General features: G+C 63.6%; 14 protein-coding genes and 1 pseudogene. 9 read left to right on the top strand and 6 right to left on the bottom strand.

The window, feature by feature from the left end:
- Positions 1–51 precede the first annotated feature (51 nt).
- Positions 52–1,743, bottom strand: coding sequence for a glycosyl hydrolase family 18 protein (locus GJ700_RS11915; RefSeq protein ID WP_154373927.1), 1,692 nt, complete (start codon positions 1,741–1,743; stop codon positions 52–54).
- 498 nt (positions 1,744–2,241) lie between these two features.
- Between GJ700_RS11915 and GJ700_RS11910 the strand changes: the two genes are divergently transcribed.
- Together GJ700_RS11910 and GJ700_RS11905 are read left to right on the top strand one after the other, a co-directional pair.
- Positions 2,242–3,381 (top strand): helix-turn-helix transcriptional regulator, encoded by a 1,140-nt coding sequence (locus tag GJ700_RS11910; protein WP_154373925.1) that lies wholly within the window; start codon positions 2,242–2,244, stop codon positions 3,379–3,381.
- A 64-nt stretch (positions 3,382–3,445) separates the two neighbouring features.
- Positions 3,446–3,883, top strand: a complete 438-nt coding sequence (locus tag GJ700_RS11905; RefSeq protein WP_154373923.1) for a hypothetical protein — start codon at positions 3,446–3,448, stop codon at positions 3,881–3,883.
- A 17-nt stretch (positions 3,884–3,900) separates the two neighbouring features.
- Here the strand turns inward: GJ700_RS11905 and GJ700_RS35395 are convergent.
- Together GJ700_RS35395 and ypfJ are read right to left on the bottom strand one after the other, a co-directional pair.
- Positions 3,901–4,032: pseudogene (locus GJ700_RS35395) on the bottom strand (RNA polymerase subunit sigma-24); the annotation flags it as partial.
- 48 nt (positions 4,033–4,080) lie between these two features.
- Positions 4,081–4,953 carry a KPN_02809 family neutral zinc metallopeptidase gene (ypfJ, locus tag GJ700_RS11900; protein ID WP_154373921.1) on the bottom strand — a complete coding sequence of 291 codons (873 nt, stop codon included), beginning with the start codon at positions 4,951–4,953 and terminating at the stop codon, positions 4,081–4,083.
- 188 nt (positions 4,954–5,141) lie between these two features.
- Here ypfJ and GJ700_RS11895 point away from each other — a divergent pair, with 188 nt between their 5' ends.
- The gene (locus GJ700_RS11895) at positions 5,142–12,470 is read left to right on the top strand and encodes a two-partner secretion domain-containing protein (protein WP_154373919.1); all 7,329 of its coding nucleotides are present in this window, start codon (positions 5,142–5,144) and stop codon (positions 12,468–12,470) included.
- A 16-nt stretch (positions 12,471–12,486) separates the two neighbouring features.
- Here GJ700_RS11895 and GJ700_RS11890 read toward each other — a convergent pair whose 3' ends face one another.
- On the bottom strand, positions 12,487–13,080 hold the full coding sequence (locus GJ700_RS11890) for an IMPACT family protein (RefSeq protein WP_154373917.1): 594 nt from the start codon (positions 13,078–13,080) through the stop codon (positions 12,487–12,489).
- A gap of 90 nt (positions 13,081–13,170) precedes the next feature.
- Between GJ700_RS11890 and GJ700_RS11885 the strand changes: the two genes are divergently transcribed.
- Positions 13,171–15,147: a helicase-related protein gene (locus GJ700_RS11885; RefSeq protein WP_154373914.1), complete on the top strand. Its 1,977-nt coding sequence runs from the start codon at positions 13,171–13,173 to the stop codon at positions 15,145–15,147.
- Between the two features lie 3 nt (positions 15,148–15,150).
- Here GJ700_RS11885 and GJ700_RS11880 read toward each other — a convergent pair whose 3' ends face one another.
- Positions 15,151–15,936, bottom strand: a complete 786-nt coding sequence (locus GJ700_RS11880; RefSeq protein WP_154373912.1) for a substrate-binding periplasmic protein — start codon at positions 15,934–15,936, stop codon at positions 15,151–15,153.
- 67 nt (positions 15,937–16,003) lie between these two features.
- On the bottom strand, positions 16,004–18,193 hold the full coding sequence (locus GJ700_RS11875; protein ID WP_229506939.1) for a LamG-like jellyroll fold domain-containing protein: 2,190 nt from the start codon (positions 18,191–18,193) through the stop codon (positions 16,004–16,006).
- 202 nt (positions 18,194–18,395) lie between these two features.
- Here GJ700_RS11875 and GJ700_RS11870 point away from each other — a divergent pair, with 202 nt between their 5' ends.
- The 5 genes from GJ700_RS11870 to GJ700_RS11850 all read left to right on the top strand — a co-directional run bounded on the left by GJ700_RS11870 (position 18,396) and on the right by GJ700_RS11850 (position 23,800).
- Positions 18,396–18,854: a YciI family protein gene (locus tag GJ700_RS11870; RefSeq protein WP_154373910.1), complete on the top strand. Its 459-nt coding sequence runs from the start codon at positions 18,396–18,398 to the stop codon at positions 18,852–18,854.
- A 523-nt stretch (positions 18,855–19,377) separates the two neighbouring features.
- The gene (locus GJ700_RS11865; protein WP_308700667.1) at positions 19,378–19,557 is read left to right on the top strand and encodes an MbtH family protein; all 180 of its coding nucleotides are present in this window, start codon (positions 19,378–19,380) and stop codon (positions 19,555–19,557) included.
- Positions 19,554–20,597 (top strand): hypothetical protein, encoded by a 1,044-nt coding sequence (locus tag GJ700_RS11860; protein ID WP_154373908.1) that lies wholly within the window; start codon positions 19,554–19,556, stop codon positions 20,595–20,597. Before GJ700_RS11865 ends, GJ700_RS11860 begins: the two co-directional genes overlap by 4 nt.
- Before the next feature lie 11 nt (positions 20,598–20,608).
- Positions 20,609–21,328 carry a hypothetical protein gene (locus GJ700_RS11855; protein WP_154373906.1) on the top strand — a complete coding sequence of 240 codons (720 nt, stop codon included), beginning with the start codon at positions 20,609–20,611 and terminating at the stop codon, positions 21,326–21,328.
- A gap of 315 nt (positions 21,329–21,643) precedes the next feature.
- Complete coding sequence (locus tag GJ700_RS11850) at positions 21,644–23,800, top strand: TonB-dependent receptor plug domain-containing protein (protein WP_154373904.1); 2,157 nt, start codon at positions 21,644–21,646, stop codon at positions 23,798–23,800.
- The last annotated feature ends 107 nt before the right edge of the window (positions 23,801–23,907 follow it).

Below are 23,907 nucleotides of genomic sequence, written 5' to 3'. Positions count from 1 at the left end.
GGCTTGCTGCGCAAACCGCCCTACGGAGTCGAGTCGCGTGATCCTGGCGGATCAGCGGCCTTGCCAGACGGCCGTGGTCAGCGCGCCGCTGGCGTCACCGTCCAGTTCCCACGAGAAGGCGCCGCGCAGGTTTTCATCGCGCACGTACTTCATTTTGGTGGCGATCACGGTTGGATCGTCATAGCTCCACCATTCGCCGGTGCCGGTGTACAGGAACAGTTGTTTGGTCACCGGGTGGTACCAGCGGTTGCCGGTCTTGTTGACCAGCACCTTGTAGTCATCAATGCCGCTTTCATACGCGCCCGCCGCGCCGCCCGTCCCGGCCTGGTACAAGCCGTTGCCGTTCGGCCCCGCAGTCACGCCTTTCCAGCCGCGGCCATAGAACGGGATGCCCATCAGGATCTTGTTGCGCGGCATACCGGCCGCCACCAGCGCCGTGATGGCGTCATGCGCGTTGTACTTGGCCACGTTGCCGGTCGATGGATCGGCCGGATCGTGGTACAGCGGCGCGTGGAAGTTGGTGTTCGGTTCCCATGCGCCGTGGAAGTCGTACGTCATCACGTTGACCCAGTCCATGTATTGCGCGTACTTGCCCGGTTCCGTGTTGGCGATCTTGTCGGCGCCGGCGCCAATCGCGGCCGTCAACGCATAGCGCTTGTTGTCCGTGGCGCCCTGGGCATCGAGCTGCGCGCGGAATTCCTGCATCAGCAGCGTGAAGTTTTGCTTGTCCGCCGTGTCGTACGTGTTGTACGGCTGGCCGCCGCCGCCCGGGTATTCCCAGTCGATGTCGATACCGTCGAACACGCCTTTGGCGGAACCGGGGCCGCCACGGCCGTCCTGCACCGGCAAGTCGCCCGCGATGAACATCTTCACGCACGATTTCGCCAGTTGCTTGCGCAGCGCATCGGTTTTCGCGGCGGCCGAGAAGAACTTCGACCAGCTCCAGCCGCCCAGCGAGATGAACACCTTGAGGTTGGGGTGCTGCTGCTTCAGCAATTTCAGTTGCAGGAAGTTGCCCGACAGCTTGGCGTCCCACGCGACGGACTTGCCATCGACCGTGCGGGCCGGTTGGCGCTGGTAATCCGCGTAGGCATCGCCGCCCGTTCCCGCCTGTGGCGACGTCGGGTTGTCGTTCCCCACTTCGGCGCGCGACACCATGTCGCATTCATAGCCGCCGTTTTTCTGGTAGACGTTGCCGAACGCATAGTTGATGAACGTGAGCTGGTCTGCCACGCTGGTTTGCACGCCGTTGACCGGGGTTTTCGTGGTGTGAATGTCGGCCACTTCGTAGTTGCGGCCATACACGCCCCATTGGGCGAAGTACGAGCCGATTTCGCGGCCGGCCGGCGTCGGTGTCGGGGTGGGCGTCGGAGTAGGCGTAGGAGTGGGTGTCGGGGTTGGCGTCGGCGTCGGCGTCGGCGTAGGAGTGGGCGTCGGTGTTGGTGTCGGGGTAGGCGTTGGCGTGGTGGCCTGCAATTCCCACGGGCCCCATTGTTCGGTGCCCGGCACATTGTTTTGCGTCCACCACTTGGCCTTGTACGTATTGCCGTTGTACGTCACGCACATGCCTGCCGTGTAGATGTCGGTCGACGTCCACGCCGGGCAACTGGCCGTGGCGCCCATCTTGAGTTTTTGCGGTGTTTCAGTGGTGCTGGCGCCATCGCCGCCGCATGCGGCCAGCAGCGCGCCGGCCAGGCCGGCCAGGCATAGGTTGCGGGCGTTCGCCCTGATCGTAGCTACCATGTTCTCCTCCTTGGTTGGGTAAGGTGTTCTTGCTTTTGTTATCCGGCTCGAATGCGTGCAGCCGGGGGCCAGCATGGAATGGCAAAAATTGGTAGTCAAGTGGTTTTGTAAAGTTGCGTCCAATTCAAGACCAGTTGTTCCGGGAGAACCATGTGGGCTGACGGAAGCAAGGCCGCCACCGGGTGTCCGGCGACGGTTGGGCCATTCTGCCGAGAGAGAAAAAAGACGGGATGTCTCAAATGAGACATTCTGTTAAATGATGCGTACCAGTTTTTGGCGGTGTTGAAGTGGTATGGCTGGTGAAATGGGCCGGCAGCGTAACTTGCTGTGCGCTAGCCTTGTTCGTTCCACGCCTGTTCCATCCGGCGGCGAATCACGCTTTGGCGGGAAGTGCGATGCGGGCTTCCATCGCATATTTTCTTGGCGGCATTGCCCCGAGTAATGCTTGCTGTCCAAGACAAGCGGCGTATATTCAACGGCATAGGGAAAGGACGCCGCATGTACATCACACACGAGGTAACCGTCCCCAGTGCATTGGTCATCCATCTCTACGAAGCTGCGCTCGATGCCGGCCAATGGACTGGCCTGTGCGGCGAGATCGCCACTGCTTTCGATTCCAGCAGCGCCGCTCTGGTGGTGCAGCAAGCCGGCGCGGCCGGGCTGGTCCTGGACTGTACTGCCCACACTGGGGACGATCTGGTTGACGATTACGAGCAACTCTACCGGCGGCACGAGGCAAGAGCACAGAAGGTGCAGGAACCCGGCAGCGCGGCCGTGTATGCCAGCGGCGACCCCATCGCCGGCGCCGTGGCTTGCCGGCCGGTTGACAGTTTTTATGTCGTGGGCGCAGTGACATCCTATGTGCCTGCCGCATCGGGCTTGCTGGGCATGCATCGCAGCCTGGCCTGGGGCAATTACGATGGCCGGGAACGGAAACGGGTCCTGGCGTTCCTCCCGTTTGTCGAACGGGCGCTGCGCCTGCGCAGCCGGGTGCTGCAGGCGGAGATGGCTGAACATTGCACGCTGGCTTCGCTGGAAGCAGTGCTGGCGGCCGTCTTTCTGATCGATGTGGAATTGCGCGTGCTGTTTGCCAATGTGCGTGCGGCGGCGCTGTTTGGCGCGGACATGCCGCTGCGATTGCAGGGCGGCCGTCTGCAGACGGACTCAAGCGATGCGCAGGCGCTGGCGCGCGTGGTGCGCGATGTCGCCGGGACCGGGAAGGCGGGCGCGCATGCATTGGCGCTGCGCCGCGGCGGCCGCCTGCCGCTGACGTTGATGGTGATGCCGTTCCAGCCGGCGGGCCGCGCGCCGTCCGGGCTGCCCAGCGCGATTGTCCTGGCGCGCGACCCCGAGGAAATGATGGTATCGAGCCACGCGCTGAGCCAACTGTTCGATTTGACGCCGGCCGAGGCCGGGGTCGCTCAGGCGCTGTCGACAGGCGCGGCGCTGGAAGACATTGCTGTCCTGCACCGAACCAGTGTCAATACCGTCAAAACCCATCTGCATCATATTTACGCCAAGACCGCCACCCGCCGCCAGGGCGAGTTGATTGCGATGATCCATCAGTCCAGCGCCACGCTGACGGGGCAGCCGTGCGACCGCAGCCAGGTGTTTTGGCGCCGTCATCCGATCGGATGACGCGCATCACCCATTCCCCGCCTAGACTGGTTCAGCACCTGTTCAAAACAAAAGGGGAAATAACATGAAACATATCCTGCCTGGAATCCTGCTGGCTGCCGCCGCATCGCTGGCCACCACCGCTGCACCCGTACTTGCCGAAGAAACCGTCAAGATTCCCGCGCCAACGCAGACCATCGACTTGCCCGCACATCGCTATCCCATGGCCCGGCAAGACTTTGACGATTTCCGCGGCGCGTATGAGTTGTCGAACGGACAGACGCTGTACCTGACCCACAACGGCATTGCCATGTACGCGGAAATCGACCGCCAGGGCGCGCACCGCATCGTGGCGGCATCGCCGGACAGTTTTGTCGCGCTGGACCGGCAATTAAAAATGCGCATCGACTTGAAGCAGGACGGCACCGTGGGGGGCGAACTGACGATGGTGGTGCCGCGCAAACAGCTTGCCGGCACGGAGGCCGCGCCGCAACAGGACGTCATCGTCTACGCCTTCCGCTAGTGGCGCCTGGGCCGGCGCTACAGCGCCATCGGCACGCCGGCCAGCTTGTCGGGATTGCACACCGCATAGATCGCGGTGATGCGCTGGCCGTCGGTGACGAAGGCTTGCGCCGATTCCAGCTTGCCGCCGATGTAGCGCAGCAGGCGTGGTGACGGCTTCAGTCATGGTGCGGCTCCAAAATCGGAATGCCGCCCGGTTTACAGTGTGCGCGCCTTGAACGTATCGCACTGCATGGCGTCGCCGCTGTCGATGCCCCGCTTGAACCAGCGCACCCGCTGTTCCGACGTGCCGTGCGTAAACGAATCCGGCACCACTTCGCCCCGCGACTGGCGCTGCAACGCATCGTCGCCAATGGCGCTGGCGGCATTGAGCGCGGTTTCGATATCGCCCTGTTCCAGGATGCTGCGCGCACGGTTGGCATGGAATGCCCATACGCCCGCATAACAGTCGGCCTGCAGCTCCAGCCGCACCGACAGCGCGTTGCCTTCCCGTTCGGACGCGTTGCGGCGCGCCTGTTCCACCTTGCCGGAAACCCCCGTCAAGTGCTGTACGTGGTGGCCCACTTCATGGGCGATGACATAGGCTTGCGCGAATTCGCCGGCCACGTGGAAGCGCTGCTGCATCAGGCGGTAAAAACTCAGGTCAATATACACCTTGGAATCGGCGGGGCAGTAAAACGGCCCCATGGCGGCTTGTCCCGTGCCGCACGCGGTGGGCGTGCGATCCGAGAACAGCACCAGCTTGGGCCGCACGTACTGGCTGCCGCCGGCGCGGAATTGTTCGCCCCATACGTCTTCCGTATCGGCCAGCACCGTGGCCACGAAGCGCGCCTGTTTGTCCGATGGCGGTGGCGCATGTGCTGGCGCCTGCTGCACCTGCGGCGCGGGGCCGCCACCACTCAGCATGCCCAGCATCGTGAGCGGATTGATGCCGAAGATCCATGACCCCAGCAGCGCCAGTATCACGGTGCCGATACCGATGGTGCCGCCACCGAATCCGAAACCGCCACCCCCGCCACCGCCGCGGCGGTCTTCCACGTTATCGCTTTCGCGGTTGCCTTCCCATTTCATAGGAATTTCCTCCAATAAACTACTTGCTCTCAAGCTCTTTTTAACACGGCCGTGGTCCGGCTGTCTGTGCGGTGGAGTCCACTGCGGGCACAGATTCGTGGCGACAATGTTGCAACAGGGCGAATTCCATAGGTAATTTGCAACGCCGTGACCGATAATGTAGGGATAGATTCCCGAAGGCTACCATCATGAGCGCCCCAGACCACGCCGCCAGGATGTCCCCCGTTTCCGTCGCCGCCATCGTGCGCTATGGACGCCACAAATACACGTTGATCCGGCGCATGCCGCGCCGCGTCGCACCGTTGCTGGTGCGGATGATGGCGCGCTTGCTGGGCGCCCGCGCCGCCTGGGGCCGAACGGCCGCCGCGCTGGCCCTGTTGACGGGATTATCGGCGCACGCGGCGCCACTGCCATCGAACACGCTGCCAACCGGCGCCACGTTGGCGGCGGGGCAGGCCACGGTCGCGCAATCGGGCAACCGCATGGACATTGTCCAGCAAAGCGGCAAGGCCATCCTCAACTGGGACACCTTCAATATCGGCAGCGGCGCCGCCGTCACGTTCCGCCAGCCGGGCGCCGATTCGGTGATCCTGAACCGGGTGGCGTCCAACGCGCCATCGCTGTTGCAGGGCAGCCTGTCGGCCAACGGCAAGGTTTGGCTGGTGAATCCGGCCGGCATCATGGTGGGGCAGGGCGCCACGCTGGATTTGCACGGTTTTGTCGCCAGCACGCTGGCCGTGCGCGATGCGGATTTCCTGGCCGGGCGCATGCTGTTCAACGCCACGCCGCAAGCGGCCCTGGGCGCGATGGTGCGCAATGACGGCACCATCGCGACACCGTCCGGCGGCAGCGTCTACTTGGTGGGCCCGGATGTGCAAAACCATGGCGTGATCCGCGCGCCCAATGGCGAAGTGCTGCTGGCGGCAGGCGCCAGCGTGGAATTGCTGGACACGGCCACGCCCGGCGTGCGCGTCGCCGTCACAGGGACCGGTGGCAGTGCACTGAACCTGGGCCAGATCGTCAGCACGGCGGGCCGCATCGGCATGGCGGGCGTGCTGGTGAAAAACAGCGGCGTGCTCAATGCCAGCAGCGTGGTCAGCGAAGGCGGCCGCATCTTCCTGCGCGCGACGCAGTCCGCCGTCGCTGACGGCGCCGCGCAAATGCTGGCGACCGGCAGCGGCAGCGGCGGGCGGATCGAGATGACGGGCGACAGTGTCGCCGTGCAGGGAACGGCGCTGCTGGATGCATCCGGCGGCCAGGGCGGCGGTACGGTGCTGGTGGGGGGCGATTACCAGGGCGGCGGCAGCCTGTCGCGTGCGCAAACCGCGCTGTTGGGGGCGGACGCCGTGTTGCGGGCCGATGCGCTGGCCAGCGGAGACGGCGGCAAAGTTGTGCTGTGGTCGGACCGCGCCACCGCGGCGCAGGGAACCATCAGCGCGCGTGGCGGCGCGCAGAGCGGCGACGGCGGAATGGTCGAGACATCCGGCCTGCGGCATCTGTCGATAGACGGGTTGCGGACCGACACCACTGCGGCGCGGGGCAAAACCGGGACGCTGTTGCTGGACCCGGCCAACATCATCATCGGCGCCGTGGCGGACGTGGACGGCACGGGCCTGGGCGGCGATGCCGGCGTGCTGGCGGTCGACCCGGCCGCGACGGTGGTCACGCTGGACGCCGGCACCTATGCCGGCAACACCAGCAAGATGACGGCCGGTTCCATTGCCACGCTGCTGGCCACCACCAGCGTGTCGCTGGCGGCCAGCACCGATATCACCGTCGACAGCAAGATTGAAAAGACGGCCGGCGGCGACCAGTCGCTGACCTTGAACGCGGGCCGCGACATCGTTTTGCGCCAACCCATCAATTCCACCAGCGGCAAACTGGGTTTGAACCTGACGGCGGGCCGTACGATCCAGTCCGACACCTTTGGCTCGCAAAGCCTGAACGGCGGCGCGCTGACGGCAACGGCAGCCGGGGATCTGTCACTCAGCAATGCGGTCGCCGCTTCCGTGTCCGCCACCTCCACTTCCGGCTCTGTGGTCGTCAATGCGCCCGGCGCCCTGAACTTGTCCGGCAGTGCCGGCAGCCAGTACGTGGTGACGGCAGGAGGCGATGTCACGCTGACCAGCCTCACTGCGGGCGGCGATATTGGCATGAATGTCGACGGCCATCAGATCCTATTCAAAGGAGGCACGCTGGCGTCAGGCGGCAACCAGTATTACCAGGGCAACCTGGCGCTTGCCGGCGGCACCACGGTCAATAGCGGCGGTACGGTGGATTTCGTCGGCAATCTCGGTGGCACGCCTGGGTTGGCCTTCGCATTGGGCGTGACCAATACGGGACTGGCGACGTTTGGCGGCGTGCTCGACAATGTGGCAAGCCTGAATGTGAGCGGCACCAGCCTGTTGAAAGGGAATGTCACCACGGTTGGCGCCCAGTCGTATGGGGGGCAGGTACGGATCGCTGGCCCCGTTGTGCTGAAAGGCAGCAGCGTGACCTTGGGGGGCGGCGGTTTGGGCAACGCGGGTTTGGCCGCCGCGCCATTGACGATCCAGGCGCAAAATACGGCGCTGTCCGGCACGTTTGAAGGCTTTGCCCGCGTCAACACCGGAGGCAGCCTTGCTGTGACATCGCTGGCCATGCCTTCGCAATGGTTCCATACCGGCGCGCTGGCGCTGGCCAACAATGGCACGCTGTCGGCCAGCGGCGGCACGACGTTGACCGGCCCGGTGACACTGGGAACGGATGCCGTGCTGACCCTGGCGGCCACCGCCGCCGACACCGTCAGCGGCGGCATCGGCGGCGCCGGCAGCATCGTGAAATCCGGCGCCGGCGCCACCGCGTTCAACAGCGCCAATACATTCACGGGCGGAACAACGGTCAATGGGGGAACCCTGACCGTGGGCGCGGCCAATGCGCTGGGCAGCGGAGACCTGACCATCGGCGCGGCCGGCACGCTCGACACGGCCGGCTTCGCGCAAACGGTCAACAGCGTGTCCAGCGCCGGCACGATCAGCGCCGCCACGGGAACGCTGACCGCGACCAACGGTTTTACACTGACGGGCGGCACGGTGTCCGGCTTGCTGGCGGGCGGCGGCATGGCGCAAATGGCGGGCGCAGTGACCTTGTCCGGTTCCTACAGTGGCGGCGCGATCCGCGTGCTGGGCGGGGGAATGACCATCGGCAGCGCCGGGCTGCAGGCGGGCGCCGCGCTGCTGCAAACAGCTTCCGGTACGACACTGGCCATCAATGGGCCGACCGCCACCGCCAATTTGCTGAACAATGGCGTGGTGGACCTGGGCGCGGCGCTGAATGTCGCCGGCGGCGTGTCGGAAAATGCGGGCGCCATCAATATCAATGGCGCGGCGGGACAATTCGCCATGGCCGCCGGCACCGCCTTCACCAACGTGGCGGCGGGTTCCGTCACACTGGCCGGTACGCACGCCACGCCCGTCAGCGGCGGCGGCACGTTTGCCAACGCGGGCACATTCAGCAAGACGTCGGCCGGCGCGCAAACGGCGGTGCTGACGTCGAATACGGGGACGGTGTCGGTCTCCAGCGGCACGCTGACCTTGTCCGGCATGGCCGCCAATGGCGGTACGCTGACGGTCGGCAACGGCGCCACCGTGGCCACCTCGTCCGGCACGCTGGCCAATGGCGCCGATGGCGTGCTGGCAGGCAGCGGCACGATTGCCGCCAATGTCGTCAACCAGGGGACCCTGTCGCCGGGCGGCGCCGGCGCCATCGGTACGCTGGCGATCGACGGCACGCTCGATACGTCGGCTGGCGCCGTCAATACGGAACTGACGTCCGCCGCCAGCTACGACAAGGTGGCCGCGACCGGCGCGGTGACGGTCGGCGCCGCCACTGTCATCAACCGCACCGACCTTGCCGGCGCCTATGCCAGCGGCGATGCGTTCGATGTCGTGCAAAGCACGGCGACGCAACTGGCCGGAACGCTGCCGGCCGTCAGCGGCTTTGACGTGGAAAAGGCCAGCCCGTCGTATCACGCGCTGCGCCTGACATCGCAGGCCGGCGACAATTTCTGGATACTCAAGAGCGGCGGGACGTATGTGTCCGGCGCGTGGGACGTCGCCGCCAACTGGCTGCTGGGATTGCCCACCGCCGCGCAAATGGTGCACATTGCCCGTCCGGATACATTGACCGTCACCCTGAACGGAACCAGCGGCCCCGCTTCCATCAGCGGCCTGGACCTGGGCAAGGCTAATACGCTGGCGCTGACGGGCAAGGCCGCGCTGGCGCTGGGCGACCGGGTATCGAAACTTGCCGGCGTGATCGACGTGGGGGGCGGCTCGGTGCTGTCGCGCGCGGGCGATCTGGCGCTGGCCGCCACCGGCGTATTGCAGGGCAGCGGCACGGTCGATGTCGGCAGCGGGATGTTCACCAATAATGGCAAGGTGATTCCGGGTGGAGCCGGCATCGGCACCCTGCAAATCAAAGGCAATTACACGCAGGGCAATGGCGGCGTGCTGGCGATGGAACTGGGCGGCCATGGGGCCGGTCAGTCCGACCTGCTGGCCGTCACCGGCAAGGCGGTGCTGGATGGTGCATTGACGACGGAGCTGATGGGCAGTTACAAGCCCGTGGCGTTCCAGCCGATCGCCATCGTGACGGCGGGCGAACGCGCCGGTACTTTCAGCAAGATGACGCTGCCGACCGGCTACCAGCCCGGCTATGGACTGGCCGCGGGCGAAGCGGTGCGTGTCAACCAGGTGGCCGACGCGAATTACTTCAGCAATGGCGCCGGCACGCTGGCCTGGGACGACGGCGACAACTGGAGCAAGCGCAAGGCGCCAGGCAATGCCGACGATGTGGTGATCGACACCGGCCTTGGACTGGTGGCAGGTGCCGGCAAGCAAGCCATGTCGACCTTGCGCATCACCCCGGGAGCGGTGCTGGACGTCAATGCCAGCCAGTTCGACGTCAAGCGTGGCGCCGTCATCGACGGGACCTTGCGTGTCAACGGTGAAGCGGCCGCCGTCACGCTCGATACCGTCACGGGCGGCGGCGCGCTGGCGTTGGGTGGAGGCGCGCTGGCACTGACGGGCAAAACGCCGACCGTCGGCGCCTTCACCATCACGGGCGGTGCGGCCGATATCAGCAAGGCTGCGCTGACGGTGGGTTCCTATACCCAGGGCGGCGGCGAACTGAAAGGCGACGGGACGTCGTCCCTGACGGCCACGTCGGCATTCAGCCAGACCGGCGGCGTGGTGACAGGTCTGGGTACACTCGACCTGACGCAAGCCAGCGGCGCCCTCACGCTGGGCAACATCACGGCCAATGCCGTCAACGCGAAGGCGACGGCCGGCAGCATCGTGCAAACCGATGGTATGGCGCTGGCGGTGGGGCTTTTGCAAGTAGCCGCATCCGGCGACGTGCTGCTGCCGCAGGCCAATACCATTGCCGGTTTGCGTGGCAGTGCGGGCGGCGCGCTGTCGGTGCAGGGTGTGGCGGCGGTGGATGGCGCGTTGTCCGCCGGCGGCGACATCGCGCTGGCGGGAGCGGGCCTGGCGATCAATGCGGGCGTGACGTCGACGGGCGGCAATGTCACGTTGCAGGCAGATGAAGTCGATGTCTATGGCGGCAGCACGGTGGCGTCGGCAGGGGGCGGCGCCAACTTCGTCAAGGTGAATTCGCTGACGGCCGCGCAGCCCATCAAATTCAGTTCGCTGGGCGGCGAAGATACGGGAACCGGCTTGCTGCTCAATGCGCGCGACATGGCGGCCTTTACCACGCCGACCCTGGTGTTGGGCGATGCGTCGCACACGGGTGCCATCAGCTTCATGGACGGCGGTGACATTGCCGCGCCCAACGTCAGCGGGACGCTGCGCTTTGTCAATAATGGCGCGTTCAGCCGCAACGGCGGCGAAACCATTACCGCCAACGGACTCGAAATCACGGCCACGGGCGGAATCCTGCTGGGCGGTGTCAACCACGTGAAGTCCTTCGCTGCTTCCAACGGCGGCAGCGGCGATATCGTCTTCACCAATAACAGTGGCGCGGTGTCGCTGGCGCTGGGGGCGCTGGCTAATCCGGTGGGCGCCATCACGGTCGATAATACAGGCGGCATTGCCGCCAGCGGCCCGGGCGCCATCACGGCGTCGGGCAAGGTCACCCTGACGGCGCACAGTCCGGTCGTGATCAACACTGGCGTCACCAGCGGCACGGGAATCCAGGTCACGGCCAGCACCGGCATCACGCTGGGCGCCGCCGCACGCCTGACCAATACCGCGCGGGGGCCGGTGACATTGTTGGCGCAAAACGGCAACGTGGTACTGGATCCCGCGTCCCGCATCGACAGCGGGGGCGGCTCGACCACGCTGGAAGCACGTGGACCGGGCGGTGCGGTGGTGGCGCCGGCGGGTTCCGTTACGGGCGGCCTGACGATTGCCTCGACGGAACTGGACAATATCGCGGCGGCAGAAGCGGCGGCGCAAGCCGCCGCGGAAGCGGAAGCCAAGGCCGCCGCGGAGGCGGCGGCCAAAGCTGCGGCGGACAAGGCGGCAGCGGAAGCCGCGGCCAAGGCCGCAGCCGATGCCGCGGCGAAAAAAGCGGCGGCGGAGGCAGCAGCGAAGGCGGCGGCGGAAAAAGCCGCAGCGGAAGCGGCAGCGAAGGCGGCGGCCGATAAAGCCGCAGCGGAAGCGGCAGCCAAGGCGGCGGCGGACAAGGCCGCAGCGGAAGCGGCAGCCAAGGCAGCGGCGGACAAGGCGGCGGCAGAAGCGGCAGCCAAGGCGGCAGCGGAAAAGGCGGCGGCCGAAGCCGCGGCCGAAGCGGCCGCCAAAGCCGCGGCGGAAAAAGCGGCGGCAGAAGCGGCGGCCAAGGCAGCAGCGGAGCAGGCTGCCGCCGAGGCGGCGGCAAAAGCAGCGGCGGAAGCAGCCGCCAAGGAAGCAGCGGAGAAAGCTGCTGCGGAAGCTGCCGCGAAGGCGGCGGAACAGGCGGCTGCGGAAGCCGCCGCCAAGGCAGCGGCGGACAAGGCAGCAGCCGATGCCGCGGCAAAAGCAGCAGCCGATGCCGCAGCCAAAGCGGCTGCGGAAAAAGCTGCTGCCGATGCGGCGGCGCAGGCCGCCGCGAAGGCCGCCGCCGATGAGGCCGCGCGGCAAGCGGCGGACAATGCCGCCAAGGCTGCGGCCAACAGTGCTAAACAGCCGGTACAGCAACCGCCACAGCCCGCGCAGGACAACAAATCGCAAGACAGCAAGCCGCCGGAGAATAAGCCGAAGGAAACCACACCGGCAGGCATTGCACAGGAGAGCGCGCCGTCCTCCAGCCCCGCCACCGTACCGTCATCGCCGGCATCCGCAGCGCTGGCGCAGGCATTCGAGCAGCAAACCATCGGCGGCGGCGCCGACAGCTTTGGCGGCGGCGAAGGGACGCCTGCTGGCGATCACAAAGATGGCAAGGATGAGAAAGAGGGCAAAGGCAAGGACGGCGGCAAAGGCGCGTCCGGGGATGGCAAGGACAAGAAAGCCGCGAAGAAAATGGCTGTTTGCAGGTAGTGCCTTCAGCCAGTGCTCAGTCGTCGTCGCCCAGCCAGACTATGCGGCCATGGCCCGCTTCGGTCAGGCGCGACATCAGCGCCGGCGCCGCATCGGCTGGTAACGACAATTCGAACAAGACGTCGTCGCGGTGCGCGACGTTATGCAGCTTGGCCTGCGCCAGTTCCACTTCGCGCCGCACCAGTCCTTCCATCGCGTATGGCGCCGTGCAGCGCAGCGTTTGCATGCGGATGATGGCGACTTTCTGCGCACCCAGCAGCGCCTGGGCCACGCTGTCCGTATAAGCCCGCACCAGTCCGCCGGCGCCCAGCTTGACGCCGCCAAAATAGCGCACGACGGTCGCCAGCACGCCTTCCAGGTCCTGGTGGCGCAGCACGTCCAGCATGGGCCGCCCGGCTGTGCCGCTGGGTTCCCCATCGTCGACGGCCGCCGACTGGCCGCCTGCCAGCAGCGCCCAGCACACGTGCGCCGCGCCCGGATGTTGCGCCCACAGTTCCGCCACCACCGCCTGTGCGGAGGCACGGTCGGGCATGGGCTGAACGCAGGCAATGAAGCGGCTTTTCTTGATGACCAGTTCGTGGTGGACGGGGGCGATGATGGTTTGCGGCATGGATGTGTTTCTATACGGCTGTCAGTACGGCAGAGGTACGATTGTACCTCACGGCTGCCGTATGGGGCGCGGAGCGGTATACTCGCACACATGACTGCTCCCCACGGTACCATCTCAGCACCACACGAACCCTACGACAGCGAAGACGAGCGCCTGTGCGAAGAACTCGGCTTGCCGCAGCGCGGCATCGCGCTGGTCAAGATGGAGGGCCGCGTGTTCCTGCGTTTTGCGGGCGAGGTGGAAGACGTCGGCTTGCGCGTGCCGTACCAGTTGGTGCCGCAATACGGCGTGCTGGCCAAGCCGTCGAAGTGGCGCAAGATGGACCGCGACACGCGCCTGGCGCTGCTGCGCGAACGCAGCGGCGACAAGGCGGTGCGCGACCTGCACGCCTATGTGCTGGAATTCGTGCGCGATATCGCGGTGGAGGCGGACGATTACGGCATGGACCCGATGGCGTTCCTGCATACGCTGTCGGACCTGCAAACGTCGGACCTGGGCAGCGAAGTGTGCGACCGCATCCGCCTGCGCCTGGAGCACGCGTTCGAGCGCCAGCGCGAAGAGCGCCATGCGGAACGTACGCGCCAGAGCATCAGCCTGGGCGAATACCCGGCGTCGTTCATCGCGGCGCACCGCATGCCGCGCCGCTTCATTGCCATCCTGGGCCCGACCAATTCCGGCAAGACCCACAAGGCCATGGAAGCGCTGGCCAAAGCGCCCAGCGGCGTCTACCTTGCACCATTGCGGCTGCTGGCGCTGGAAAACTATGAACGGCTGCAAACCGTGACGCGCCACGGCAAGCCGCTGGCGGTCAGCCTGGTGACGGGCGAAGAGCGCCGCATCGTGGACGGCGCCACGCACGTGGCCAGCACGGTGGAAATGCTCGATACGCGCACGCCGGTCGACGTGGCCGTCATCGATGAAATCCAGATGCTGGCCGACCCGGACCGGGGCGCCGCGTGGACCGCCGCCGTGTGCGGCGCGCCGGCGCGCACCGTGTACCTGGTGGGGGCGCCGGAAGCCAAGAAGGCCATCGAGGCGCTGGCCGAACGGCTCGAATGCCCGCTGGAAGTGCACCTCCTGAAGCGCAAGGGGCCGCTGGCCATGGAGCTGTCCGCCGTGCGCAAGCTGAAAAACATCCGGCGTGGCGATGCGCTGATCGCCTTTTCCCGCCGCGATGTGCTGATGTGGCGCGACATGGTGACGGATATGGGACTGTCGGCCGCCACCGTGTATGGCAATTTGTCGCCTGAAGTGCGGCGCGCGCAGGCGCAGCGTTTCCGCGACGGCGCCGCCGACGTGGTGGTAGGCACCGATGCGATTGCCATGGGCCTGAACCTGCCGATTTCGCGCATCGTGATGACCACCACCGTTAAATACAACGGCCGCGAGGAAGAGGAAATCCCGTCCGCGCTGGCGCGCCAGATCGCGGGCAGGGCGGGGCGCTACGGTATTCATGAGGAAGGCCTGGTGGCGGGGTTTGACGACGACACGCACCAGGTGATGCGCGCGCTGCTGAAGGAAAAGCCGGCGCCGCTCAATGCCACCGGTTTTTCCGTGGCGCCCACGCTGGAGCATTTGCACCTGATTTCATCGGTGACGGCGGAAACTTCGCTGGCGCGGTTGCTGAAGCGGTTCGTGCACAACATCGACGTGCCGGACGGTTTCTTCTATCCCCGCATCACGGAAGAGCAGTTCGAACGGGCCGCATGGCTCGACGCCTTGCCGCTGTCGGTGGCCGACAAATTCACGCTGTCGCTGGTGCCGGTCTCCAGCAAGGTGATGTCGCTGCAGCACGCGTGGGAACAGTGGGCGCTGGCGCTGTCGAAGGGCAAGGCCAGCCGCCTGAAAGTCAACGACCAGCCGATGCGCTACCAGAATTTGCAGGACGTGGAAGACATGTGCCGCCTGTACTCCGCCTATGCGTGGCTCGGCTACCGTTTGCCGGAATGCTTCCCGGACGTGGAGACCGCGCTGGAACTGTCGCGCATGGCATCCGACAAGGTCGACGCCATCCTGCGCGACCAGAACGCGGCGGAGCGCAAGCGCCAGCCGAAGAAATACCGGTAATCCTTATGGCTCCGCGACGGCGCGGTTCAGGTAAGCATTGAACCGGCCGTTGGCAAACGCTTCGCCGGCGGCCCGCAGGTAGCGCTCCACCAGCGACGGTGGCGCGGCCGGCGAAAACGCCGCGTACAGCGCCGTGCCGGGCACCGGCAAATCCAGCAGTTTTAGCGCCATGCCGTTGCGGGCGGCAAAGTAGCGCGCCGTGTGGCGGTCGGAAAAATAGGCGCCGCCGATGCGCCCCAGTTTCAGCTTGTCGAGATTGGTGCGTTCCCAGTCGATGGCGCCGGCCAGGTCAAGGTGGATGCGGGAATCCTGCATGAACGGCGGCAGTGCGCCGGCCTGGACCCAGCCGATGGTGATGCCGGATAAGTCGCCCGGTGCGGTGACGGCGCTGAGCGGATGCCCGGGCAGCACCGCGATGGCCGGCGTGAAGCGGATGTACGGTTCGCCGGCGAAGCGGATGTGCGCGTTTTCCCGCGCCGTGGTTTTTGCCAGGATGGGCGTAAACAGCACCCGCCCCGCGATCAGGCTTTGTTCCAGCCGCGCCACCGTCATCGGCCGCTCCCACTGGAAGCGTACCTGCATGCGCGGGGCGATTTCCTGTTCAAAGAACGCCACCAGCGCGCCTTGCGGGCCGTCCACGCCGGCGATCACGTACGGCGCGACCGTGAACACGCCCACCGTGATGGTTTCCGGCGGCTGGGTGGATTCGGCCGCCGCCGCATGCCCGGAAGACAGGGCATTCACGGCGGCGAAGGTGAAGGCGAGGGTACGTAAGCTGCGCATCGTCACAGGACGTCTCCTGCAGGAGGATGATGGCAGCGTAGCACACTTGCCGGGGGCATTGCTGCCCTGTGGTTCAGCTGTTGTACAGCGCCAGCACCGCCGATGCGGAGAGTGCGCCACGGTAGATGCGGAAGTCGTCGATCTTCCCGTTGAAGTATGGATCGCCGGAATACTGCGACCGTCCGATCCAGTTCTGGCTGGTGCTGCCCAGGCGGAACGGCGCATGGAACATGTTGGTGTTGCTGCCGACGCTGACGCCGTTGACGTACAGGGTGCCGGTATTGCCGGACAGCGTGACGGCCACATGCACCCACTGCCCGGTGGCCAGCGCCGACGTGCTGTTGATTCCCAGTTCACCCTTGCCGCCGTTGACCGTGATGGCGAAACGCGCGACGCCGGAACTGCTTTTCGGTGACAGGAACATGTACTGGCCGGTGCCGTCGCCGAAATCAAAGATGCGCTGCCAGTTGCTGGCGGTATTCCAGTAGACCCAGGCGGCAATGGTGAAGTCACCGACGTCGGTCATGAAGTCAGCCGGCAGGCTCACGTAACCGGTGCTGCCATTCAGCGACACCGCATTGTTTTTCTTGCCGGCGACCCAGCTGGCGCCGCCGACCAGCGTGCCGGTGTGGCCCAGTCCCGTCGCATCGGCGGCGGTGGTGCCGCTGCTGGCGTCGAAGGTCAGGTAGGTGTGCAGCGGTGTGCCGGTGATGACGGTGGCCTGGTTCGATACCGCCGATTCGACGCCCGAGATGATCGCGGTCACCACATAATAATTGGCGCCGGCTGGCGCGCTGGTGTCGGTATAGGTCAGCAAGTCCGTGATGCCGGTCTGGATCGTCGTGTACGGGCCGCCCGAGACCGTGGCGCGCTTGACGTTGTAGCTGGTCGCATAGGCGCTGCCCCACCAGGACAGCACCGGCACGCCGGCATTGACGTAGCCGGTCAGGCCGCTCGGCAAGGCGCCGCTGGCGATGTTGTCGCGCTTGCAGGTCAGCGTGCCGAAGCCCAATTGGTCGAAAGCGCCACTGGTGTCGCCGCCGTTGGGGCCGCCTTCCGGTTGCACCACCGTCGCGAACTGCTTGGAGTACGGCGCGGCCAGGCCCTTGCGGTTGACGTAGTGGTTATAGACCAGCGCCCAGCAAGGCCGTCCGATGCCCTGCGCCGAGGTGGAGAAGGCGGTCTGGTTGACGTTGTCGACGTTGTTGTAGGTCACGTAAGGCACCGTGTAATACGTGGTGCCGGACTGGATCAAGTTCGACTTCGCGACATATTCGGCGCCGGCCAGGAAGCGGTTGTTGTCGTAGCCATACAAGTCCACACCCTGGTTCCACGCCATTTCGCAAATCGCCCCGCCCAGCGCGATACCCAGCGTAGCGTGGCCCTGGTCGCGGCCGGATTCCTGCCACTGGCCGAGATAGCCCGGGTGCAGGTAATACACGGCTTTGAAAATGCGGCCATTGCCGCCGCCGCTCTTGAAGTAATTGACTGCTTCATCGAACTTTGCGCCATCGTCGCACAGCACGCCGATGGCCAGGATGCAGGCGATTGCGCACAAGTCCCAGTTGGCCCAGTAATGGGTCCACTCGGTGTTATTGTGGCGGACCAGGAAGTCGGTGCAGATCGGGTAGAAAATCCCGGTCATCATGTTCTTGAAAGCGGTCTGGTCGGCAGCTGCCCAGCCGCTGTAGGAGCGCATGATCTCGCCGGCGTTGGCGAATTCATAGCCATAGATACCGGCCGCCAGCAATGCATTGGAGTCGCCGCCGATAGCGGTCAGTGTGGCCGCCCACTGGTTCATGATTTGCACGGCCTTGTCGGCATGCGCGGTACTGCCGGCAATTTTCCAGCGTAGCGCACATTGATAGGCGGCTGCCACGTCGTTCATCAGCCGCACATAATTTTCCGAATGTACGCCGTCGTTACCACGGTACACCACGGTCTGCGGCATGGCCGTATAAGTGCTCTGCGAGTGGGAGTTATTGATCAGCAGGGTCCAGCTGTCGCTCCACGGGCTGGTGGTGTATTTAGCCGCCATGCGCGTGAAATCAGCGTTCGTATGCAGCAGGCCCGGATGCGTGAACGGCGTGGGTGCGCCGGCTGCGCGCGGCGTTGGCGCCGCGGCAGACAGCAATTCGCCGGCGCCGCCGCCACAGGCGGTCAGGGCCAGCGCGCCCAGGCTGTACAGGAAGGTACGGCGCGACAGGTGTTGCGCCAGCGCGGCGTCATCAGGAGGGGAAAGCATATCGATCGGCTGCGTCATCAGGGATCTCCGCAAATAGGTAGGGTGGGTGGCATGGGTATTCCGACAGCGCGACCATGGTAATACAAATACAGATATATTAGTTATCGATAACTGATATCGATAACCGTGATAATGATGGAATCCGCATATAGGTCGACGCTTGACAAGCCGTGCGGCTGGGGCAGACTAGGCATCTCATCCACTTCGCCGGGAGCTTCCCATGCTGCGCAACGCCATCCTGACCGCCACCGTCCTTGCCGCCGCTGTTGCCGGCCCCCTGGCCCGGGCCGACGACAAGCCCGTGTTCGATGAAGCGCTGGCCAAGTCGGTCGGCGCCGACCAGCGCGGCATGCGCAGCTATGTGTTCGTGCTGTTGAAGACGGGCCCGAACAAGATGGCGGCCGGCCCCGAACGCGACGCCATGTTCAAGGGACACTTCGCCAACATCGAGCGGCTGGCAAAGGAAAAAAAGCTGGTGGCGGCGGGACCGTTTGACGGCGTCGACGGCTGGCGCGGTATGTTTATCTTTGCCGTGTCCGACATCGAAGAGGTGAAAAAGCTGGTGGCGACCGATCCCGTCATCGGCACGGGCGAGATGGTGGCGGAGTATCACAAGCTATACAGTTCGGCGGCGCTGATGATGATGAATGACCTGCACGGGAAACTGAGCAAGCCGTAACGCCATGCGGCCAGTGTCCGGGCCGCCTGGTCGGCACCGGGGCCCCGACACCATCGTGCTCGCCGCGCGCCGCCTCGGCCGGACCATATTTCGGCCGGCGGGTGGCCGACCGTAGTATGTAGCAATTTTGCAACGAAAATCGTCGCATTTTCGCCGACTATGCCGCCTCGTCGACGTGAGCCGGAACGGGCTCGTAGAGCTCATCGGCGCTTCAGCAGAGGCTCTGCGGCCCACGCTTTCAATGTATCGTCGCGGCTACAAATGTGAAATGATTGCAAGGAAAAGAATTTACTTTCTATTTACTTTTCATTTTTAGTAAGTAATAATAATCATGCATCTAATTGCATAATTGATATGTCTTCACGGGTGTATGGAAAGGTACAGCGCCAAGCTTCCTTTTACTTGCATCTTTGTAGTTGCACATATCGCGCCGCTGCCCGCCGGCGAATTAGAAAGACACGCCAACATCGAGCCAAACTAAACGCTCAATGGAACGGCCTGGTCAACGAAACAAGGAACGCAATTGAACAAAGATATGTTTACAGTCGTTGTCAATCACGAGGAGCAATATTCCATCTGGCCTAGCGAGCGCGCCATCCCTGCCGGCTGGGAGAGTAAATCCATGCAGGGCTCCAGGGAAGAGTGCTTGGAATATATCCGGCTGCACTGGCTGGATATGACGCCGGCCAGCTTGAGGAAATGAGTGGCCTATTTTCGCCTGCGAAAGAAGAAAGCGTAATCGTCCCGGATTTGGCTTCACAGGCGCAAGGTAAAGAATGCCAGGGAATTCGCGCCACGCGCGCAGGGGTTGTTGTTGGACTCGGCCTGATCAATCCGCATATCGCAGAAGAGTACGCGCGTCATACATCGCGAGCATTCGTCAATGCCGCGTCGGTTGCCGCGCTTGCTGATATAGCAGATATCGCTGTCGTTTTAGTGCATGCGGATAACCTTGCCGCGGAGCTTTATGAGTATTTATACGACGGCGCATCGACGCCAGCGCCGGGAATTATATTTGCAAGTAGTGAGGCCGAGCTGGCATTGGTAAGTCAACGCCTTGCGAAAAGCTTGCTGCCTTTGTCAAAGCCTGAGGCAAACCGCGCTTGTGTTTCCATATTCCGGGAAATAGACAGTGAAAATGCGCCATATGATCTTGTCGCTGACAGGTACTCATCCTTTGAAGAGACTTGTGGTGTTTTATCTTCCGATGTCGAGTTTCTCACCTTGGAGGGGCACGGTAACGGTTTGCACCTCGCCGCGCCAGGTGGGACCACGTTATGCCCAATGTCCACGCGGTTGAAAGCCCGATCCGCGCTGAAGCCTTATTGCCTGGAAAAGCAGTGCTGCACAAATCTGCATCATCTGCCGTCGCTAGAGAACGCATGGACTTCCAACAGGCTGATCAACGTGGAAAGGGTCAATGCGAGGGTGGTATTTTACGACAGCTGCTTTGCATTCCGCGTTGTCGATCATGTCGTAAGCCCTGGCTACAGCTTGGCCTGCTCCCTGGGGGAGCGCTCCAATGTTCTTAACATTATCGGTAGTTGGCAGATTACGCTGGGCGATGAACAGGTGGACGAGTTCATTGCCGCTGGTTTGGAGGTGGGCGAGGAAATCGGCGCGGTAATCTCGCGATTCAACCGTTTGGACGAGAAGCGTCGACATGGACGCCGCTTGGCGCTGTTCGGAGATCCTGCTTATCGGTCATATACCGGGCAGGCTTCGCAGCACGTCTGCCAGTAACAGGGATTGATATGAGCGAACAAGATATGCCGGCGCCATACCGGTCCCATATGCTTGCTGCCGGATACGGAAGTTTTTTACGTGCGTGTATTCAGGATGCGCTGGACAACCTGCGCTTTTGCAATGAAGAGGCCGCTGAATCGCTATCTGAACAAGTCGCAATTGCTGAGCGTGCGACTAATCATGGTGACGTCAATTCGCCGGATTTTCAATTGGCGATCTTGCGATTCTTTTCCGGTTTTCACATCCTGAGTCTCGCATGGGAGGGTTTTTCGCGCCAAAGATTTATTGATAGCAGAGTACGGTGTCCTTTTTGTGCTGCGCGTGCTACTTCTTACGAGTTTTGTTTTGAGAACTGCGATTCGCGGTTGGTAATTAGCTGCCCCCGTTGCGCGGAAGTAGTCGATATACCGTTTGGCGCTGCGGTGCCATCGCTATTGGTTTCATTGACTGGCACGCTTAGCTTAAATGACGTTCCACCGTATGCCAGGGCAGTGGTGAATATTCCATCTAAAATAGCCTCGGAGCGGATCAATATAGATTGGCCAATGGACGAGACTGGAAAACTGGTTTCGCATTTCCAGTTGCCACTGGATGTGATTTCGAATGCAGCATTGGTTTGCCGCGTCCTTTTTGCCTGGGATCGACAATTTGGTTGCATCTCGTTCAAGTTCCGCAAAATTGATGGGGAAATCCACACCCCCGCGCGGCCCGCCAGCGGGATTCCATAGCCAGTGGAATAAGTTAAAAAATTTAACGCTTTATATTTTCGGCGCTGGTTGTGGGGCCGGTATATATCGCGCCGTCTTTGGTACTGAAATAGCTATGACCTGCGACGCCCATGAGGCGAGTGCGACTGGTGGAAATGAAAGATCTGCGCTTTCTTTCCACCCTTGCGCAAGATCTGCAGATTGCAGATGACACAGGTGGTTGAGCAATAATTCAATTAATAGGACATATATAATTTGTGCCCGAATACTCGCAGAGAAAATCATCATGTCATCGCGTCGCGCGGCCGGTGTGAACTTCAACTGAAGCCGGGTTTGATGGCGCTGTTGTTGGGTTTCCCCGTACTGGTTGCGCATACCGTTCCCGCGTACGCTCAATTGGCGGCGCCGGCAACCGACGCGCCCGCCCCCGTGACCGTTGAAGTGACCGGCAGCGCCAACGATGTTCGCCGCAATGCGTCGGTCGCCAAGGTCGTCGTCGGCCGCGCCGATCTGGTCCGTTTTGGCGACAATAACCTGGCAGACGCCTTGCAGCGTATCCCGGGGGTGTCAGTCGATCGTTCGCCGGGCCAGGAGGCAGTGATCCGGCTGCGCGGATTGGGAAGCGGCTATACCCAAATATTGCTCAATGGTGATCCGGTACCAAAGGGCTTTTCCATTAATTCAATCTCACCGACGCAGATAGAACGCATTGAAGTGTTGCGCACGGCCACCGCCGATACAAGCAGCCAGGCGATCGCCGGTACGCTCAATATCGTGCTGAAGACGGCCGGCGCCAAGCCACAGCGCGAGTTCAAGCTGGGCGCGGGCGCCTACGGAGGCCGCGTTTCGCCGATGATGGCGGGCGACTATGGCGACCGTGCGGGGGCGCTGTCCTATGGCATGGGTCTCAGCGCCAGCGTCGACCGCGACCGTTGGCCGGCCACATCGGTCACGGAATCATCGGAGGGGCAGGCAGCACGCACCAGTATTTATCGCACTGTCACCGACGAACAGCAGCGCGAGAGCAAGCTTGCCCTGAGCCCGCGCGCCACCTGGTCGCCCGGCAAGAACCAAAGCCTGAGTTTCAACGGCTTGCTGCAGTTCCGTAAAGTGGACTACCAGGCGCCGGACAGGCGCGTGACGGTATCCGGTGATGCACCGGAATTTGCCGGCGACGCGCTGGTCACGGCCACGGACAGCAGACAGGCGCACGCAAGTACCCAATGGAAAACGCGGGTTGGCGAGAATGGGCGTCTCGAATCCAAACTGACCATGAGCGCGCTGCACCGCACCGCTCACTCGCAATTCGATGCCGTCAATGCACAGCAAATGCCGGTGTTACACCGGAGCATTGAATCGGAGCTGAATGACCGCAGCCTGGGCTTGAGCGGCAAGTATGCGCTTGGGCTCAGCGCCGATCACTCGCTGGATGTCGGGTGGGATGGCGCGGGCGGCCGCCGGCGGGAGAACCGCGACCAGAAGGAAACCAGCCCGGTGCATTTCCCAACCGAAGACTTGTCGGAAGATTACGACGCGACCGTGTCCCGGCTGGCGTTGTATGCCCAGGATGAGTGGACGGTTTCGAGCCAGTTGTCGGTTTATTTGGGTGTGCGCCACGAAGTGCTGACCACCAAAACCAGTGGCAATGTCCTGGCCGCCGTCAGTTCGCGCTCCAGCGTGCTTAGCCCGATGACGCAGGTGCTGTGGAAAATTCCCGATACCTCGTCCGATCAGCTGCGCGTGGCGCTGGCGCGCACGTTCAAGGCACCCACGACGCGCGAGCTGATTCCGCGCCGCTGGGTCGTGAATCAGAATGCGGCCACCGCCCCCAACTTCCAGGGGAATCCGAACTTGCTGCCGGAGTTGGCGTGGGGACTTGACGTGGGCTACGAGCGCTATCTGCCAGGGGATGTGTTCCTGGGGCTCAATACGTACGGACGCCATATCAGCCGCGTCGTGCTGCCGCGCATTTACCAGAGTGGCGCCACCTGGATTGAAACGCCGACCAACAATGGCAATGCCGATGTCTATGGCATCGAACTGGAGCTCAAAGGCAAGCTCAAAAAGTTGATCGCGACCAGCGCCGACGTGGACCTGCGCGCCGGCTTGTCACGCAACTGGTCACGCATACACAATGTGCCGGGGCCGGACAACCGTCTTGATCGCCAGCCCTGGCTGACCGCTTCATTCGGCGCCAATTGGCGCTTGCCAGACTCGCACCTCACTCTGGGCGGCAACTTTATGTACGAGGCGGGCGGCTTGACGCGCTTGTCCACAGAACGTTCGATTGACAAGTCAAACAAGCCCTTATTGGACCTGTATGCGCTGGCAACGCTCAACAACACGACGTCGCTGCGCTTCCTGCTCACCAATTTGCTGGCCCATGACGCCACGCAGCAAACGCGCTATGCCGACGACAGCATCAGTGAAACGTTGCGTACGCGTACCACGACCTTCCGCACCTATAAGGTGGTGCTGGAGATGAAGCTGTAGTGGCGTTGGCGTGACATCACGGCGCGATCCGGAACGGTTTGCGCTGCAAACGAATATTTGAACTCGGTTAAGTGGCTTGTCGTGCGGCTGGCGACGGGGACACTTCG

The sequence above is a fragment of the Pseudoduganella rivuli genome (assembly GCF_009674485.1).
Taxonomy (GTDB): Bacteria; Pseudomonadota; Gammaproteobacteria; order Burkholderiales; family Burkholderiaceae_D; genus Rugamonas; species Rugamonas rivuli_B.
Note: the sequence above shows the minus strand (reverse complement) of the source record. Positions and strands in the feature narration are given on the sequence as shown.

What these genes read in the sequence shown, in the direction of transcription:
- GJ700_RS11915 (WP_154373927.1), bottom strand. Translation starts at nt 1,743, where the DNA reads ATGGTAGCTACGATCAGGGCGAACGCCCGCAACCTATGCCTGGCCGGC.
- GJ700_RS11910 (WP_154373925.1), top strand. Translation starts at nt 2,242, where the DNA reads ATGTACATCACACACGAGGTAACCGTCCCCAGTGCATTGGTCATCCAT.
- GJ700_RS11905 (WP_154373923.1), top strand. Translation starts at nt 3,446, where the DNA reads ATGAAACATATCCTGCCTGGAATCCTGCTGGCTGCCGCCGCATCGCTG.
- ypfJ (WP_154373921.1), bottom strand. Translation starts at nt 4,953, where the DNA reads ATGAAATGGGAAGGCAACCGCGAAAGCGATAACGTGGAAGACCGCCGC.
- GJ700_RS11895 (WP_154373919.1), top strand. Translation starts at nt 5,142, where the DNA reads ATGAGCGCCCCAGACCACGCCGCCAGGATGTCCCCCGTTTCCGTCGCC.
- GJ700_RS11890 (WP_154373917.1), bottom strand. Translation starts at nt 13,080, where the DNA reads ATGCCGCAAACCATCATCGCCCCCGTCCACCACGAACTGGTCATCAAG.
- GJ700_RS11885 (WP_154373914.1), top strand. Translation starts at nt 13,171, where the DNA reads ATGACTGCTCCCCACGGTACCATCTCAGCACCACACGAACCCTACGAC.
- GJ700_RS11875 (WP_229506939.1), bottom strand. Translation starts at nt 18,193, where the DNA reads ATGACGCAGCCGATCGATATGCTTTCCCCTCCTGATGACGCCGCGCTG.
- GJ700_RS11870 (WP_154373910.1), top strand. Translation starts at nt 18,396, where the DNA reads ATGCTGCGCAACGCCATCCTGACCGCCACCGTCCTTGCCGCCGCTGTT.
- GJ700_RS11860 (WP_154373908.1), top strand. Translation starts at nt 19,554, where the DNA reads ATGAGTGGCCTATTTTCGCCTGCGAAAGAAGAAAGCGTAATCGTCCCG.
- GJ700_RS11855 (WP_154373906.1), top strand. Translation starts at nt 20,609, where the DNA reads ATGAGCGAACAAGATATGCCGGCGCCATACCGGTCCCATATGCTTGCT.
- GJ700_RS11850 (WP_154373904.1), top strand. Translation starts at nt 21,644, where the DNA reads ATGGCGCTGTTGTTGGGTTTCCCCGTACTGGTTGCGCATACCGTTCCC.